Genomic DNA, 16,126 nt, shown 5'->3' with positions numbered 1-16,126 from the left:
CGAATTACTTCTCCAGTACCCAAGTGTCTTTGGTCCCGCCGCCCTGCGACGAATTCACCACCAGCGAGCCTTCCTTCAGCGCCACGCGCGTCAGGCCGCCGCGCACCATCGAAATCGTTTTCCCCGACAGCACGAACGGGCGCAGGTCGATATGGCGCGGCGCAATGCCCGATTCGACATAGGTCGGGCAGGCGGACAAGGCCAGCGTCGGCTGCGCGATGTAGGCGTCCGGCCGCGCCAGCAGGCGCTGCCGGAACGAGGCGATTTCGTCCTTGCTCGATGCCGGTCCGACCAGCATGCCGTAGCCGCCGGCGCCGTGCACTTCCTTGACCACCAGTTCCGGCAGGTGCGCCAGCGTGTAGTCCAGATCCTCTTTCCTGCGGCATTGCCAGGTCGGCACGTTGTTCAGAATGGGCTGCTCCGACAGGTAAAACTTGATCATGTCCGGCACGTAGGGGTAGATCGACTTGTCGTCGGCCACCCCGGTGCCGATCGCATTGGCGAGCGTGACGCGGCCCGAGCGGTACACCGACAGCAGACCCGGAACCCCCAGCGACGAATCGGCGCGGAACGCGAGCGGGTCGAGGAAGTCGTCGTCGATACGACGGTAAATTACGTCGACGCGCTTCGGGCCGTGCGTGGTGCGCATGTACACCGCATTGTCGTTGACGAACAAATCCTTTCCTTCGACCAGCTCCACTCCCATTTGTTGCGCCAGGAATGCGTGCTCGAAATACGCCGAGTTATACATGCCGGGTGTCATCACGACCACGGTGGGATCGGTTACGCCCAGCGGCGCGACCGAGCGCAGGTTATCGAGCAGCAAGTCCGGGTAGTGCGCCACCGGCGCGATCTTGTGGCGGGCAAACAGTTCCGGAAACAGCCGCATCATCATCTTGCGGTCTTCCAGCATGTAGGACACGCCGGACGGCACGCGCAGATTATCTTCGAGCACGTAGAACTCGCCTTGGCCGGCACGCACGATGTCGATCCCGGCGATATGCGCATAGATGTCAGAGGCGACGGCGATGCCTTGCATCTCTGGGCGGTACTGCGCATTCCGGAAGATCTGCTCGGGCGGAATCACTCCTGCCTTCACGATCGCCTGGTCATGGTAGATGTCGTGGATGAACATGTTCAGCGCCCGTACGCGCTGCACCAGGCCGGCTTCCAGCTGCGCCCATTCGGCGGCGGGGATGATGCGCGGGATGATGTCGAACGGGATCAGGCGTTCGGTGCCGGCATCGTTGCCATAGACCGCGAACGTGATGCCGACCCGGCGGAAAATCAGGTCGGATTCGGCGCGCTTGCGGCTGACGACTTCCGGCGGCTGCTCTTCCAGCCAGGCTGCGAAATGCCGGTAGTGCCCTCGTACGGATGACGACGCATCCGCATACATCTCGTCGAAAAAATCAGGCATGGCGGTGTTTCGTCGAAGTGGACGTTTTACTGGCTATCAAGAAATATGCCAACCGGGAATTCAGGGTGTCCGGATATGATCGACCAGGGCCGAGGAGCGCTGGTCCGGCGGCGCTGTCAGCAGGCTGGCCACGGCGACCGCCAGCAAGCCGGCGGGCACGCCGAACACACCCGCCGAGATCGGCGCGATGCTGAACCACTGGTTGGCGGCAGATCCGCCCAGCGTGGGATAGGTGCGCAGCATGTAGTAGATGCACATGCCGAAACCGACCAGCATGCCGGCGATTGCACCTTGCTGGTTCGCCCGTTTCCAGAAAACGCCCAATACCAGTGCGGGGAACAGCGTTGACGACGCCAGCGAGAATGCAGCGCCCACCATCGACAGGATGTCGCCGGGCTTGAGCGAGGCGGCGTAGGCGGCGATCAGCGCGACCACCAGCAGCAGCAGCTTGGAGATGGTCACTCGCTTTTGGGTCGATGCCCTGGGGTCGACAATCTTGTAGTAAACGTCGTGCGACAGCGCGTTGGAAATCGTCAGCAAGAGGCCGTCGGCGGTCGACAGCGCGGCGGCCAGCCCGCCGGCCGCGATCAGGCCGGAAATCACGTACGGCAGGCCGGCGATCTCGGGCGTGGCCAGCACCACGATATCGCCGTCGAGCGCGATTTCGGCCAGCTGAACGATGCCGTCCTTGTTGAGGTCGGTGATCGATACCAGCGGATTGATCTTGTCGACGCTGGCCCAGTACGACACCCAGGCCGGCAGCTTGGAGAACGGCGTGCCGACCAGCGACGTGTAGATGTCGTATTTCACCAGCACCGCCAGCGCCGGCACGGTAATGTAGAGCAGCATGATGAAGAACAGGGTCCAGAACACCGACCGCCGCGTCGCACTGACGCCCGGCGTGGTGTAGAAGCGCACCAGGATGTGCGGCAGCGCAGCGGTGCCCAGCATCAGGCAGAACGCCAGCGCCAGGAAATTGTTGCGCTTGGCGTCGGACGTCGCCTTGTCCTTGCCCGGGAAGGGCTGGGCATGCGGCGTCACCGGTTCGGCGCGCGCCAGGTTGAACGCCTTGGCCTCGCTCCACTTGCGCTGCGCCTCGTCGGGGTCCTGCGGATACTCGGCCATCTCGCGCATGGCGGCCTTGATCTCGATGAGCGAGGCGTTGCCGCGCTTGAGCTCGTCGACCTGGCGGCGCATCTCGATGCGTCCGTCTTCCCACGATTTCGGCAGCGCCTTGAGCCTGGCGTCGTATTCGTCCGCGCGCTGCCGGAAGATCGCTCGCACCTGTTGTTCCTTCGGGTCCTTGTTCAGTTCCTTTTCGCGCTCGCCCAGCTTGGACAGGGCTGTCCCGTACGCGATCTGTGGGATCGGGAAATCGGTATGCTTGGCCGACAGCCAGGTTACCGGAATCATGTAGGCGATGATGATGATGATGTACTGCGCCACCTGGGTCCAGGTGATGGCGCGCATGCCGCCAAGGAAGGAGCACACCAGGATGCTGGCCAGGCCGAGGAAGATGCCGACCGAGAAATCGACGCCGGTAAAGCGCGAGGTGATCAGCCCGACGCCGTAGATCTGCGCCACCACGTAGGTGAACGAGACCAGCACGGTGGCGATCACCGCCAGCACGCGCACCGCGTTGCAGCCCTTGGGTCCGGCATAGCGCATCGCCAGGTAGTCGGGAATAGTGTACTGACCGAACTTGTTGAGAAAGGGCGCGATCAGCAGCGCGACCAGGCAGAAGCCGCCGGTCCAGCCGATGATGTAGGCCAGCCCGTCAAATCCCATCAGGTACAGGCCGCCTGCCAGGCTGATGAAGCTGGCCGCCGACATCCAGTCGGCGGCGGTCGCCATGCCATTGAACAGCGCCGGCACGCGCCGCCCGGCGACGTAATATTCCGGCACGTCCGAGGTGCGGCTGACAACGCCGATGCCCGCATACAGCACGATGGACGAAAACATGAACATGTAGCCGATCCACTGGCGCGGGAAGCCTTCACGCTCGAGAATGGCGAGCGACAGCAGGAAAATGACGAAGCCGACCGTGTACCAGCCGTAATAACCGGTCAGGCGCCGGGAAAAGGATTTATCGGGCATTGGTTGTATCGCTCTTCAATTGCCGGTCCAGGCGCCGCATGCGGATCATGTAAATGGCCACGATGGCCAGGTACAGCAGCGTCAGCCCTTGCGCCGCCATGTAGAAAGGGAGCGGCCAGCCGAACAGGGTGACGCCGGACAGCTCGCGCGCGAAGAAAATCACAACGAACGTCAGCAGGAACCACGAGGCCAGCAATACGGCCGTCAGCCGCCGTACCTGTCGCCAGTAGGCATCGCGCGGATGCCGGATCGATAAGGGCTCTTGGGACATGTCAGCCTATGTCTTCAATGAATTCGGGACGATGCTCCATGCGCAGGCTGACGCGGAAGATGCAGCCCGGAAGCTTCGGGTCGTGGCAGTTCGGGTTGTTGAGGATGTCGATCTCGGCATTGTGCTGCTGCGCTATCTCGCGCACGATCGACAGGCCCAGCCCGCTGCCTTCCGCATTGCTGCCGAGGATGCGGTAGAAGCGTTCGAACACGTGCGGCCGCTCGGATGGCGGAATGCCAGGGCCGGTATCTTCCACTTCCAGGATTGCCTTCCCGGTCACCGCATCGGCGCGCACCCGCACGGTGACGCTGCCGCCTTCGGGCGTATAGCGCAGCGCGTTGTCGATCAGGTTGGAGAGCAGCTCGCGCAGCATGAGCGGATTGCCGATCACCATGATCGGGTGCCCCGGCTGCTCGAATCCGAAGTCGATGCGGTGCGTGAACGAGGCTTGCACCCAGTCTTGCACCACGTTGCGCGCCAGCTCAGTCAGTTCCAGCGGCACGAAGGGCTTGGCTTCCGGCGTCTGGTTTTCCGCGCGCGCCAGGGCCAGCAGCTGGTTGACCAGGCGCGTGGCCGATTCGGAGCTTTTCGAGAGTTGCTCCAGCGAGCGGTGGATCTCGTCCTGATTGGTTTCGCGCAAAGCCAGTTCGGACTGCATGCGCATGCCCGCCAGCGGCGTCTTCATCTGGTGCGCGGCGTCGGCGATGAAGCGCTTTTGCATCTGGATGGTTTGCGCCAGCCGCTCCAGCATGTCGTTGAAGGAACGTACCAGCGGTGAGATTTCCTCCGGCACCTGGCCCGACTCGATCGGGCTCAGATCGTCCGGCCGGCGCGTACGGATACGGTGCTGCAGCTCGGCCAGTGGCGACAGTCCGCGCGAGAGCGCAAACCAGACCAGCGCCAGCGCGATCGGCAGGATGATGAACTGCGGCAGGATCACGCCCTTGATGATCTCGTTGGCCAGATGCGCGCGCTTGTCCAGCGTTTCGCCCACCTGGACCAGGGCCAGGTACGGTTCCCGCAATACTTCCTTCCCGCGCCTGTAGGGGCGCAGGTCGACATATATATAGGCGATCCTGACGTCGTTGCCATGGATGGTTTCGTTGTGAAACTGCACCGCGCTCGTCGGCTGTTTATCCTCTTCGGCCGGCGGCGGCAGGTCGCGGTCGCCGTCGACGAATTCGCCGCGCGCGCCAAGCACCTGGAAATACACATTGTCGACATCGTCGGCGCGCAGGATGTCGCGCGCCGCGCCGGACGTCTGCGCCACCACCTTGCCGTTGACTTCCCTGACCTGCTGCGCCAGCACCGTGACCTTGTCGTCCAGCGCGCGGTCGAACGGATGGTTGGCGATCGACTTCGCCACCAGGTAGGTGATCGCGATGCTCATCGGCCATAGCAGCAACAGCGGCACCAGCATCCAATCCAGGATCTCGCCGAACAGCGAGCGCTGGATGCGCTCCTCGGGCTGGGTATCTACGGTATCGAAGGCGAGGTGGGAAGGAGGAGAGCCGGACGCGGGCGCGTCCGGACGATGGACCTCGCTCATGGACCGGCCGGAGGGGCGGCGCTGCCGGCCGCGCTATCAGGAAGCTTTTCCAGGCAATATCCGAGGCCGCGCACGGTGGCGATGCGCACGCCGCCGGCCTCGATCTTCTTGCGCAGGCGATGCACGTAAACCTCGATGGCGTTATTGCTGACTTCCTCGCCCCATTCGCACAGGTGATCGACCAGCTGTTCCTTCGATACCAGGCGGCCGGTACGCTGCAGCAGTACCTCAAGCAAGCCGAGCTCGCGCGCCGACAAGTCCAGCATCTGGTCATTCATGTACGCGATGCGTCCCACCTGGTCATAGGACAGCGGTCCATGCTTGATCACGGTCGGACCGCCGCCGACGCCGCGCCGGGTCAGGGCGCGTACCCGCGCCTCCAGCTCGGACAGCGCGAACGGCTTGGCCATGTAGTCGTCCGCCCCCAGGTCGAGGCCCTTGACGCGCTGCTCGACCGAGTCGCTGGCGGTCAGGATCAGCACCGGCAGGCGCGAGTTGCGCGCGCGCAGGCGCCGCAGTACTTCCAGCCCCGACATCTTGGGCAGGCCCAGGTCCAGGATCAGTAGATCGAAATCCTGGGTCGACAGCGCAGTGTCTGCCTCCAGGCCATTCTTGACGCAATCGGTCGCGTAACCCGATTGCCGCAACGAGCGGGTCAGGCCATCGGCTAGTACACTATCGTCTTCGGCGAGCAAAATACGCATGGTCAGACTCTGCAATCGGATGGACGGTAGTCTATTGTCTTTTATTAATGACGACAAGGCGCGCTAGCCAGGCCATGGCATCGTCCCGCAGACTTTTCGCGATATTTGAAATTCGCGCTTGCATAAAGCACTGGTTTTTTATACAGTACGCACTGTGACGTCGAAAGCAGTATTCAGTACGGGGTCCGGCAACTCCCATTTTGGACTCCACATAACCTAACTGTCGAAAGAATTTGGATATGGACGACAAGAAATCCGCACAAAACCCGGACAAGGCCAAGGCACTGGCTGCCGCGTTGGCGCAAATTGAAAAGCAGTTCGGCAAGGGCTCCGTGATGCGCATGGCGGACGGCGCGGTTGCTGAAGAAGTGCAGACGGTATCGACCGGTTCGCTTGGGCTGGACATCGCGCTGGGCGTGGGCGGCTTGCCGCGCGGGCGTGTCGTCGAGATCTATGGTCCGGAATCGTCCGGTAAAACCACGCTCACCCTGCAAGCGATTGCAGAAATGCAAAAACTGGGCGGCACCTGTGCATTTATCGATGCCGAACACGCGCTCGACGTCGTGTATGCCCAGAAGCTCGGCGTCAATCTGTCGGATCTGCTGGTTTCCCAGCCGGATACCGGCGAGCAGGCGCTTGAAATTTGCGACGCGCTGGTACGTTCCGGCAGCGTCGACCTAGTGGTGGTCGACTCGGTCGCCGCCTTGACTCCGAAAGCCGAAATCGAAGGCGATATGGGCGACTCGCTGCCCGGCCTGCAGGCCCGCCTGATGTCCCAGGCGCTGCGCAAGCTGACTGGCAGCATCAACCGCACCAATACGCTGGTGATCTTCATTAACCAGATCCGTATGAAGATCGGCGTCATGTTCGGCAACCCCGAAACGACCACCGGCGGCAATGCGCTCAAGTTCTACGCATCGGTCCGTCTCGATATCCGCCGCACCGGCTCCATCAAGTCGGGCGAAGAGGTGATCGGCAACGAAACCAAGGTCAAGGTCGTGAAGAACAAGGTGGCGCCGCCGTTCAGGGAAGCGCACTTCGACATCCTGTATGGCGAAGGCACCTCGCGCGAAGGCGAAATCCTCGACCTCGGCTCGGAAGCAAAGATCGTCGAGAAATCCGGCGCCTGGTACAGCTACAACGGCGAACGCATCGGCCAGGGCAAGGACAACGCCCGTAATTACCTGAAAGAGCATCCGGAACTCGCACGCGAAATCGAAAACAAGGTGCGTGCCGCGCTTGGCGTGCCCCAGTTGCCCCCGGTCGCTGCCGAAGCTGAGTAAATCTTTCTCTTTTCCTTCATCCCGAATACTTCACGTGAGGGAGCCCGCGCTCGATGGCTAAGCTGCAAATGAGCCTGAAGGCGCGGGCTCTGAAGTATTTGTCCGCCCGCGAGCACAGCCGGCTGGAACTGGCGCGCAAGCTCGCGCGCTATGCGCAGGAAACCGATGACATCGACGCCTTGCTCGATGCGCTGGAGGCTGCCAAGCTATTGTCACAGTCGCGTTTTTCCGAATCATTGGTACATCGCCGTGCCGCACGCTTCGGCAATAGCCGCATCCTGTCCGAATTGCAAAGCCACGGTATCGAAGGCGACGCGCTTGATGACATCAAGGCCAGCCTCGCACAGGACGAAACTGCGCGCGCACGCGAAGTCTGGAAGAAGAAATTCAGGCAAGCTCCCGCCGATGCTGCCGAGCGCGCGAAGCAGATGCGTTTCTTGCAGCAACGCGGTTTCTCGATGCGCGCCATCCAGGGCGCCATGCGCGCGATCGATCAGTCTGAAGACTGAGTTTCCTGTCGCTTCCCGTCGCCATGGTCGCGCGCGATGGAATGCCGCTCCGGCAATAGCGATCCATGCGCATAAATCCGCCACTCCCATCCGTGCATGGTCGTGCTGTCTCGCATATTGGTTGAGGTGGGAGGGCTTCAAAATCAATAACAGTTATTTGCATTGGTGATAACGGCGGCGGAAAAAGCGCGCAAATTGGGCAAAAATTAGCGTTTTTATCACTCTTCAATAGCGGAAAAAGAAACACCTTGGTTTTCCGGTACTTACCTGTGCTACACTTTTGGAGTTTTTGCAGCGCCGCATGAGCGGCTGTTGCCGTAGAAGCTGCGGCAACGACACGCAAATGCGGCTTTATTTTTGCCGCTTCACCGGCATTTGTCCGTATGCCCTTATCACCGCCGACATCCCGCCGTGCGCTCAAGCACACACGCGCAATCCAGATCGAAGCATTCGCTCGCGACGACGGCTTGTGGGATATCGACGCGCGTATCACAGATGTCAAAACCCGTGACACCCAGCTCGCTTCCGGCGTGCGACCGGCGGGCGAAGCGCTGCATAATCTCTGGCTGCGCCTGACAGTCGATACCCAATTGAATGTGATCGACGCCGAAGCGGCGTCCGATGCCGTTCCTTATCCCGGTTATTGCGACACCATCGGTCCTGCTTACAAGAAGCTGGCCGGGCTCAATCTGCTTAAAGGCTTTCGCGATGGTGTGCGGCAGCGCCTGTCCGGCATCCACGGCTGCACCCATCTGTCCGAAATGGCGATGGTGTTGCCCACCGCAGTCATCCAGGCGTTTGCCGGCGACGTGATCGATACGCGCGACGGCGCGAACGACGACCAGCAAACCCATAAACCATTTCAACTCGACCGCTGCCATGCCCTGCGTTCCGAAGGCGCGGCGGTCGCCAAGTATTACCCGCGCTGGGCGGTTAAGTTGCAAGCAGTACCAGAATCCAGTTAATTATCAAGTTTGTTTTTTTCAATAAGCGTCTGAAGGGAAGCTCGCATGAAAATCCATGAGTATCAGGGCAAAGAAATCCTCCGTAAGTTCGGAGTGACGGTTCCGCGCGGCATTCCGTGCTTTTCCGTGGAAGAAGCGGTCAAGGCGGCCGAGACTCTTGGAGGCCCGGTCTGGGTCGTCAAGGCTCAGATCCACGCTGGCGGTCGCGGCAAGGGCGGTGGCGTGAAAGTCGCCAAATCGCTCGACCAGGTCAAGGAATACTCGACCGCCATCATGGGCATGCAGCTCGTCACGCACCAGACCGGCCCGGAAGGTCAGAAAGTGCGCCGCCTGCTGATCGAAGAAGGCGCCGACATCAAGAAGGAACTGTATGTCAGCTTCGTCACCGATCGTTTGAGCCAGCGCGTCGTGCTGATGGCTTCCAGCGAAGGCGGCATGGACATCGAAGAAGTTGCGGAAAAGCATCCTGAGCTCATCCACAAGGTCATCATTGATCCGGCCACCGGCCTGACCGACGCGGACGCTGACTCGATCGCTACCAAGATCGGCATTCCGGCTGCATCCGTCGCTGATGCGCGCAAGAACCTGCAAGGCTTGTACAAGGCGTATTGGGAAACCGACGCATCGCTGGCCGAAATCAACCCGCTGATCCTGACCGGCGATGGCAAGGTGATCGCACTCGACGCCAAGTTCAACTTCGATGCCAACGCGCTGTTCCGTCACCCGGAAATCGTGGCGATGCGTGACCTCGACGAAGAAGATCCGGCTGAAATCGAAGCGTCCAAGTTCGACCTCGCCTATATTTCCCTCGACGGCAACATCGGCTGCCTGGTGAACGGCGCCGGCCTGGCGATGGCTACCATGGACACGATTAAACTGTTCGGCGGCGAGCCGGCCAACTTCCTCGACGTCGGCGGCGGTGCCACCACCGAGAAAGTGACCGAAGCCTTCAAGCTGATGCTGAAGAACCCGAACCTGAAGGCTATCCTGGTCAACATCTTCGGCGGCATCATGCGTTGCGACGTGATCGCGGAAGGCGTGATCGCTGCATCCAAGGCTGTATCGCTCTCCGTACCGCTGGTTGTCCGCATGAAGGGTACCAACGAAGACCTCGGCAAGAAGATGCTGGCTGAATCCGGCCTGCCGATCATCGCGGCCGATACGATGGAAGAAGCAGCGCAAAAGGTCGTGGCCGCGGCCAACGGTAAATAATCGAGGAAACAAACATGTCGATTCTGATCAATAAAGACACCAAAGTCATCACCCAAGGCATCACCGGCAAGACCGGCCAGTTCCACACCCGCATGTGCCGCGACTACGCAAACGGCAAGAACTGTTTCGTCGCCGGCGTGAACCCGAAAAAGGCAGGCGAGGATTTCGAAGGCATTCCGATTTTCGCGAACGTCAAGGACGCCAAGGAAAAAACCGGCGCTACCGTTTCCGTGATCTATGTGCCGCCGGCAGGCGCTGCCGCTGCGATCTGGGAAGCAGTCGAAGCCGAGCTCGACCTGGCGATCTGCATCACCGAAGGCATTCCGGTTCGTGACATGCTGGAAGTGAAGGACAAGATGAAGAAGGCAGGCAGCAAGACCCTGCTGCTCGGTCCGAACTGCCCGGGCCTGATCACGCCGGACGAAATCAAGATCGGTATCATGCCGGGCCACATCCACCGCAAGGGCCGCATCGGCGTCGTGTCGCGTTCCGGCACGCTGACCTATGAAGCCGTGGCGCAGCTGACCGCGCTGGGTCTGGGCCAATCGTCCGCAGTCGGTATTGGCGGCGATCCCATCAACGGTCTGAAGCACATCGACGTCATGAAGATGTTCAACGACGATCCCGATACCGATGCAGTGATCATGATCGGCGAGATCGGCGGTCCGGACGAGGCGAACGCTGCTCATTGGATCAAGGACAACATGAAGAAACCGGTGGTCGGCTTCATCGCCGGCGTCACCGCGCCTCCGGGCAAGCGCATGGGCCACGCTGGCGCGCTGATTTCTGGCGGCGCCGACACCGCGCAAGCCAAGCTGGAAATCATGGAAGCCTGCGGCATCAAAGTGACCAAGAACCCGTCCGAAATGGCGCGCCTGCTCAAGGCAATGCTGTAATTCTGCAGGACAGATTCGTCATTGACTGACGGATCGGGCATCATAGACGGGGAGCTGCGGCTCCCCGTCTTGTTTTATGCGTTACCATTCTGAAATTTTATGGATTTCCTCCTGAACCTGAACTGGCTGGCGGTAGGGCAGATCATCCTGATTGACATCTTGCTCGGCGGCGATAATGCGATCGTGATCGCCATGGCTTGCCGCAACCTGCCGCGCCGCCATCGCATCCGGGGAATCCTGTGGGGCACCTTCGGTGCGATCGGGATACGCATTGTCCTGATTGCCTTCGCGGTCACCATGCTGCAGGTGCCGTATCTGAAAATCGTCGGCGGTATCCTGCTGTTCTGGATCGGCATCAAGCTGCTGGCCGAAGGTGACGAGGGGCATGACGATGTGCATGCCAGCGAGCGGCTGCTTACCGCCATCAAGACCATCATCGTAGCCGACCTGGTCATGAGCATCGATAACGTGATTGCCGTTGCCAGCGCGGCCGAGCAAACCGGAGGCGATAATCAGCTGGTGCTGGTAAGCTTCGGCATTCTTGTCAGCATCCCGATTATCATCTGGGGCAGCACGATGATTCTCAAGCTGATGGAGCATTTTCCCTGGATTGTCACCTTCGGCGCAGGGCTGCTCGGCTATCTCGCGGGTGGGATGATCGTTACCGATGTTGGCGTTTCGCCCTGGTTCGATGCGCATCTGCCGCCTCTCGACATTATTGTGCCGGCGCTGGATATGCATTTGAGCATCCCCGGGCTGCTTTCTGCGGCGGCGGTCGTCATGCTCGGCAACTGGCTGGCGGCACGGGCCGAAACTCGGCACGAGAAATCCTGACCGCCACCTATAATCCGTTGCATGGCACATCACTTCCAGCTTGAATTCGCGGCCAAGACCGATACCGGGCTGGTTCGGTCGCATAACGAGGATTGTGTCGCGATCGACACGGAGCACGGTTTTGCCATTCTTGCCGATGGCATGGGCGGTTATAGCGCCGGTGAAGTGGCAAGCGGTATTGCCGTTGCCGTGTTAAAGGAAGCGCTCGAAGACGGCGTGCGGAAGCTGCGTGCCAAGCGGCATGAATGGCATGCGCAGCGCACCATGCAGATCCATCAAATGATGGATGCATCGATACATCATGCCAACGATGCCATTCTGGAAGCGGCATGTGCGCAGCCTCGTTACAATGGCATGGGCACGACTCTTGTGACGGCGCTGTTCCACGAGGAGATCGTCACGATTGCCCATGTCGGCGATTCGCGCGCCTACCGCCTGCGTCAGGGCGAGCTGGTTCAGATCACGAAAGACCATTCGCTTTTGCAGGAGCAGATCGATGCGGGACTGATCAGCCCGGAATGGGCGCAGTTTTCTCCGAACAAGAATCTGGTGACGCGCGCGGTCGGTGTCGGTGCAGAGATGGAAGTGGAGCTGCATGACCATCGTCTCGAAGCCGGCGACCTGTACCTGCTGTGCTCGGACGGGTTGTCCGACATGCTGAGTGACCGGGAAATCTGCGATCTATTGAAAAATAAGCATCATTCCTGCAGCAGTACGTGCGATGCGCTGGTGCAGGAGGCGAACGAGCATGGCGGCCGCGATAACATTTCTGCCATCCTGGTGGAAGTACGACGGGACGAGCCGCGGGCGGAGAGCTTGCTTGACCGGGTTTTGCGCTGGATGGCTTAATAAAAAGAGAAGGTGGACGGAGAGGAAAATGGCGAAGATCATTCTTTCGATGAATAACGAAGTTCTGCGGGAAGTCACGCTATCCAAGGAGCGGATCACGATAGGACGCGGCCCGCACAACGATCTCGTCATCGACAACCTCGCGGTCAGCGCCGAACACGCCGTCATTGTCACTGTCAACGATGATTCGTTTCTTGAGGACTTGAACAGCACGAACGGCACGCAGGTCAATGGCCAGCCGATCAAAAAGCACTTTTTGCAGGAAAACGACGTGATCGAGCTGGCACAATACCGGATCAGCTATGTGCCATGCTCCTCTGATCACAATGTCCCGGGCCTCTCGATTCCGTGCGCGCATCCATCGTCCGGCGGGGCCGCAAGACCTGCATCGCTCAAAATCCTGAATGGCGCCAATGCGGGCTTGGAAACCCCGGTTTCCAAGGCCCTGACTACGATCGGCCGCCCCGGAATGCAAGTGGCGGTCATTACCCGGCGTTTCGACGGTTATTACATTGCCCATATGGAGGGCGACACTCCGGCCCGTGTCAACGAGCGTACTATCGATGCGGGAACGCAGGCGCTTGCTGATGGGGATGTAATTCACATTGCCGGAACCCGCATTCAGTTCAGCTTGCAATAATGGAAATTTCTGGCAGGGGAACTGACAAATTTTGTTGAGTGACCATTTCTTGCTCAATAGAATTGTATGTAAGTGACAAATCTTGTCAGTGTAGGCGGAATAACTTGCCTAATAAACTACAAATTCCCGCTAAGATTCGAATAATTCCTGCTGGCATGGTCGTTGCAAGATAGTCTGCGTGGCAGGTGGTCTGCCTAATTTCCAAAGGGAGAAGCAAAATGAAATCGATGAAAATGGTTCAGCGTGCGCAGAGCGGCTTTACTCTGATCGAATTGATGATCGTGGTGGCGATTATCGGTATTCTGGCGGCAGTTGCTATTCCGGCATATCAAGATTACGTGAAAAAAGCTAATGCAGGTGCCGCTGTGGGTAGCCTGGATGGCGGAAAACTCAAGGTTACAGAAGCATATAACCTGGGCGTCGGCGCTGCCGGTGCTCCAGGCACTCTCGGCTGCCAAGATACCGCTAGCAATGCAATTAGTAACTGCACGGGCACCGGTGTGCTGGCTGCAACGGTAGGTGGTATCACCGCTACCCTTACGCCGACGGCGCCTGCTAACGCCGGTGGCGATGTTACCTGGGGATGCGTAATTAGCGGTTCTGGCGCGGTTGCCATCAAGGGATGTACTGTTGGCCCGTAATTCTATTAGGTTGCAATAGCCTGCAAACATATTGCACCTAACGTTAAACGCCCTGATTCTTTTGAAGGAATCAGGGCGTTTTTGCATTTGGTTAAGATTGTCGTGGTATCAGTGAGGAACTACAAAGAACTATATTAAGCCACCCAATCTCCTGACTTCCCACCGTGCTTTTCCATCACTCGCACATCCATCATCACCATCCCCCGATCCACCGCCTTGCACATATCGTAAACCGTCAGCAGCCCAACCTGCACGGCCGTCAACGCTTCCATTTCCACGCCAGTTTTCCCATATGTCTCGACCTGCGCAGTGCAGGTGACGCTTGATGCCGACGCATCAATGCTGAAATCGACCGCCACGCGCGTCAGCGCCAGCGGATGACAAAGCGGTATCAAGTCGCTGGTGCGTTTCGCCGCCATGATCGCGGCAATCCGCGCAATGCCGAGCACGTCTCCCTTTTTTGCCGTACCCGATTGAATGATCGCCAAGGTTTCCGGCTTCATCCGGATCGTGCCGCTGGCGACTGCGATCCGGTGGGTCTCGTTCTTCGCGCCGACATCCACCATGTGCGCCTGTCCGGCCTGGTCGAAGTGGGTGAGTTCGCCTTGTCTCTGGGACGCGCTTTCATGCATTTTTTTCATACTCATCAGTAACAAATTCCATGGAGCCTTGATCGATTCAACGGTCCGGGTATCATAGCACCGTGAAATCCAAACCGACTCCATTCCGCCGCCACTCGGCCGGACGCCTGATCGGCGCCGCTGTTCTTGCCATTGCCGGCATCATCCCGGCTGCCGTTGCGCCATCGCTGGCTGCAGCGCAGAACTTGCCCAGCCTGGGAGATACCGACCGCGAAGACTTGTCACCGCTGATGGAGCGCAAGCTCGGTGAGCAGATCATGCGCGATATCCGGCGCGACCGCGACTATCTCGACGATGCGCCGCTGAGCGAATACCTGAACAACTTCGGCGCCACGCTGCTGGCGGCGCGCCCGGATGCGCGCGGCGAGGCGGGATACGACTTTTTCTTTTTCGCGGTGCGCGATCCGTCGCTCAATGCATTCGCCCTGCCGGGCGGATTCATCGGTGTGCATTCGGCGCTGATCCTGGCGGCGCAGAACGAGTCGGAACTGGCGTCGGTGATGGCGCACGAAATCGGGCACGTGGCGCAGCGCCACATCGCGCGCATGCTGGGACAGCAGCGCCAGGATTCGCTGATTCCGCTGGCATCGATGGTGCTGGCCGCGCTGGCGGCGCGTTCCAGTTCGGATGCGGCAGGCGCGTTGCTGATGGGCGGGCAGGGCGCCGCCATACAGCGGCAGCTCAACTTCAGCCGCGACGCCGAACGCGAGGCGGATCGTGTCGGGCTGCAGATCCTGAAGGATGCCGGCTATGACACGTCGGGCATGATCGCATTCTTCAACCGCATGCAGACGGCGACCCGGTCTTACACGGATGCGGCGCCCGCCTATCTGCGCTCGCACCCGCTGACGACCGAGCGGATTGCCGATATCCAGGCGCGCACGCGCGACCAGCGCTACAAGCAGCGTGCGGACAGCCTCGATTTCCACCTGATTCGCGCGCGCGTGCGCCTGTTGCAGGACCCGACGCAAATGGGGCTGCACGACGCGGCGATCGCGTTCGAAAACCAGCTGGAGCAAAAGTCGCGCGTGCAGACGGCGGCGGCAAAGTACGGGCTGGCGCTGATCGCACTGAAGGAGGGCGCGCCGGACAGGGCGCAGGCCTTGCTGCGGGAAACGTACGCGGCGGCGCAAGGCGCCTCTCCGCCGGTGCAGAATGCGGTGTTGGCGAGTCTGGGCATCGACATCAAACTGGCCTTGGGGCGGCCGGCCGAGGCATTGAAGGACGCCGAGGCGGCACGCGTAAAGTTTCCGGTTTCGCGCGGCATCGCGCGGCAATACGCGGAGAGCCTGATGGCGGCAGGGCGTAATGACGACGCGGTGACCTATTTGCGCGACCAGGTGCGGCTGTACCGCCAGGAGCCGCAGCTGCAGGATTTGCTCGCCAAGGCCTACGCCGCGCAAGGCAAGCAAGCCTTGCAGCATCTGGCGCTGGCCGAGTCCTACGCCTTGAACGGCAGCCTGCCCGCGGCGCTCGACCAGCTGGGCATCGCCCGGCGTGCGCCGGATGCGTCGTTCTACGATCAGGCGGTGATCGATGCGCGCGAGCGCGAACTGAAGTCGCGCTGGCAGGAGGAATTGAAGGAGGGGCAGAAAAACCGATAACAGAAAAACCG

The 16,126-nt window shown here is 60.4% G+C and carries 16 protein-coding genes; 10 read left to right on the top strand and 6 right to left on the bottom strand.

Annotation, left to right across the window (positions count from 1 at the left end; translation table 11 throughout):
* Nucleotides 1–4: 4 nt before the first annotated feature.
* From FAY22_RS12960 to FAY22_RS12940, 5 genes are read right to left on the bottom strand one after another with little or no spacing between them, the layout of a single operon-like run.
* Complete coding sequence (locus tag FAY22_RS12960; RefSeq protein ID WP_146330588.1) at nt 5–1,420, bottom strand: circularly permuted type 2 ATP-grasp protein; 1,416 nt, start codon at nt 1,418–1,420, stop codon at nt 5–7.
* A gap of 60 nt (nt 1,421–1,480) precedes the next feature.
* Nucleotides 1,481–3,517, bottom strand: a complete 2,037-nt coding sequence (locus tag FAY22_RS12955; RefSeq protein ID WP_146330587.1) for a sodium:solute symporter family protein — start codon at nt 3,515–3,517, stop codon at nt 1,481–1,483.
* Nucleotides 3,507–3,788, bottom strand: coding sequence for a DUF4212 domain-containing protein (locus FAY22_RS12950; RefSeq protein WP_146330586.1), 282 nt, complete (start codon nt 3,786–3,788; stop codon nt 3,507–3,509). Before FAY22_RS12950 ends, FAY22_RS12955 begins: the two co-directional genes overlap by 11 nt.
* Nucleotide 3,789: 1 nt before the next feature.
* On the bottom strand, nt 3,790–5,337 hold the full coding sequence (locus FAY22_RS12945; RefSeq protein ID WP_146330585.1) for a sensor histidine kinase: 1,548 nt from the start codon (nt 5,335–5,337) through the stop codon (nt 3,790–3,792).
* Nucleotides 5,334–6,041 carry a response regulator transcription factor gene (locus FAY22_RS12940; RefSeq protein ID WP_146330584.1) on the bottom strand — a complete coding sequence of 236 codons (708 nt, stop codon included), beginning with the start codon at nt 6,039–6,041 and terminating at the stop codon, nt 5,334–5,336. Before FAY22_RS12940 ends, FAY22_RS12945 begins: the two co-directional genes overlap by 4 nt.
* Before the next feature lie 239 nt (nt 6,042–6,280).
* On the opposite strand from FAY22_RS12940, the gene recA reads away from it, so the two are divergent.
* The 9 genes from recA to FAY22_RS22590 all read left to right on the top strand — a co-directional run bounded on the left by recA (nt 6,281) and on the right by FAY22_RS22590 (nt 13,870).
* Entirely contained in the window at nt 6,281–7,324 is a 1,044-nt protein-coding gene (gene recA / locus FAY22_RS12935) for a recombinase RecA (RefSeq protein WP_146330583.1), read from the top strand.
* A gap of 53 nt (nt 7,325–7,377) precedes the next feature.
* Nucleotides 7,378–7,833 carry a recombination regulator RecX gene (recX, locus tag FAY22_RS12930; RefSeq protein WP_146330582.1) on the top strand — a complete coding sequence of 152 codons (456 nt, stop codon included), beginning with the start codon at nt 7,378–7,380 and terminating at the stop codon, nt 7,831–7,833.
* 383 nt (nt 7,834–8,216) lie between these two features.
* Complete coding sequence (locus FAY22_RS12925) at nt 8,217–8,798, top strand: DUF2889 domain-containing protein (RefSeq protein WP_146330581.1); 582 nt, start codon at nt 8,217–8,219, stop codon at nt 8,796–8,798.
* Between the two features lie 45 nt (nt 8,799–8,843).
* A complete protein-coding gene (gene sucC / locus FAY22_RS12920; protein ID WP_146330580.1) occupies nt 8,844–10,010 on the top strand; it encodes an ADP-forming succinate--CoA ligase subunit beta in 1,167 nt (388 codons plus the stop codon).
* 14 nt (nt 10,011–10,024) lie between these two features.
* A complete protein-coding gene (gene sucD / locus FAY22_RS12915) occupies nt 10,025–10,906 on the top strand; it encodes a succinate--CoA ligase subunit alpha (RefSeq protein ID WP_040040486.1) in 882 nt (293 codons plus the stop codon).
* A gap of 99 nt (nt 10,907–11,005) precedes the next feature.
* Complete coding sequence (locus FAY22_RS12910) at nt 11,006–11,740, top strand: TerC family protein (RefSeq protein WP_146330579.1); 735 nt, start codon at nt 11,006–11,008, stop codon at nt 11,738–11,740.
* Nucleotides 11,741–11,761: 21 nt separating this feature from the next.
* A complete protein-coding gene (locus FAY22_RS12905) occupies nt 11,762–12,589 on the top strand; it encodes a Stp1/IreP family PP2C-type Ser/Thr phosphatase (protein ID WP_146330578.1) in 828 nt (275 codons plus the stop codon).
* A 28-nt stretch (nt 12,590–12,617) separates the two neighbouring features.
* Complete coding sequence (locus FAY22_RS12900) at nt 12,618–13,229, top strand: FHA domain-containing protein (RefSeq protein WP_146330577.1); 612 nt, start codon at nt 12,618–12,620, stop codon at nt 13,227–13,229.
* 218 nt (nt 13,230–13,447) lie between these two features.
* The gene (locus FAY22_RS22590; RefSeq protein WP_146330576.1) at nt 13,448–13,870 is read left to right on the top strand and encodes a prepilin-type N-terminal cleavage/methylation domain-containing protein; all 423 of its coding nucleotides are present in this window, start codon (nt 13,448–13,450) and stop codon (nt 13,868–13,870) included.
* Between the two features lie 134 nt (nt 13,871–14,004).
* Here FAY22_RS22590 and moaC read toward each other — a convergent pair whose 3' ends face one another.
* Nucleotides 14,005–14,517 (bottom strand): cyclic pyranopterin monophosphate synthase MoaC, encoded by a 513-nt coding sequence (gene moaC, locus FAY22_RS12890; protein ID WP_305778369.1) that lies wholly within the window; start codon nt 14,515–14,517, stop codon nt 14,005–14,007.
* Nucleotides 14,518–14,573: 56 nt separating this feature from the next.
* On the opposite strand from moaC, the gene FAY22_RS12885 reads away from it, so the two are divergent.
* Nucleotides 14,574–16,115: a M48 family metalloprotease gene (locus FAY22_RS12885; RefSeq protein WP_246860504.1), complete on the top strand. Its 1,542-nt coding sequence runs from the start codon at nt 14,574–14,576 to the stop codon at nt 16,113–16,115.
* Nucleotides 16,116–16,126: the final 11 nt, after the last annotated feature.

Source organism: Noviherbaspirillum sp. UKPF54 (assembly GCF_007874125.1).
In the GTDB taxonomy this organism is placed as follows: Bacteria; Pseudomonadota; Gammaproteobacteria; order Burkholderiales; family Burkholderiaceae_D; genus Noviherbaspirillum.
Note: the sequence above shows the minus strand (reverse complement) of the source record. Positions and strands in the feature narration are given on the sequence as shown.

Coding starts and splice junctions, on each gene's coding strand:
- FAY22_RS12960 (WP_146330588.1), bottom strand. CDS start 1,420: ATGCCTGATTTTTTCGACGAGATGTATGCGGATGCGTCGTCATCCGTA.
- recX (WP_146330582.1), top strand. CDS start 7,378: ATGGCTAAGCTGCAAATGAGCCTGAAGGCGCGGGCTCTGAAGTATTTG.
- FAY22_RS12955 (WP_146330587.1), bottom strand. CDS start 3,517: ATGCCCGATAAATCCTTTTCCCGGCGCCTGACCGGTTATTACGGCTGG.
- FAY22_RS12925 (WP_146330581.1), top strand. CDS start 8,217: ATGCCCTTATCACCGCCGACATCCCGCCGTGCGCTCAAGCACACACGC.
- FAY22_RS22590 (WP_146330576.1), top strand. CDS start 13,448: ATGAAATCGATGAAAATGGTTCAGCGTGCGCAGAGCGGCTTTACTCTG.
- recA (WP_146330583.1), top strand. CDS start 6,281: ATGGACGACAAGAAATCCGCACAAAACCCGGACAAGGCCAAGGCACTG.
- FAY22_RS12950 (WP_146330586.1), bottom strand. CDS start 3,788: ATGTCCCAAGAGCCCTTATCGATCCGGCATCCGCGCGATGCCTACTGG.
- sucC (WP_146330580.1), top strand. CDS start 8,844: ATGAAAATCCATGAGTATCAGGGCAAAGAAATCCTCCGTAAGTTCGGA.
- FAY22_RS12900 (WP_146330577.1), top strand. CDS start 12,618: ATGGCGAAGATCATTCTTTCGATGAATAACGAAGTTCTGCGGGAAGTC.
- FAY22_RS12940 (WP_146330584.1), bottom strand. CDS start 6,041: ATGCGTATTTTGCTCGCCGAAGACGATAGTGTACTAGCCGATGGCCTG.
- FAY22_RS12910 (WP_146330579.1), top strand. CDS start 11,006: ATGGATTTCCTCCTGAACCTGAACTGGCTGGCGGTAGGGCAGATCATC.
- moaC (WP_305778369.1), bottom strand. CDS start 14,517: ATGAGTATGAAAAAAATGCATGAAAGCGCGTCCCAGAGACAAGGCGAA.
- sucD (WP_040040486.1), top strand. CDS start 10,025: ATGTCGATTCTGATCAATAAAGACACCAAAGTCATCACCCAAGGCATC.
- FAY22_RS12945 (WP_146330585.1), bottom strand. CDS start 5,337: ATGAGCGAGGTCCATCGTCCGGACGCGCCCGCGTCCGGCTCTCCTCCT.
- FAY22_RS12905 (WP_146330578.1), top strand. CDS start 11,762: ATGGCACATCACTTCCAGCTTGAATTCGCGGCCAAGACCGATACCGGG.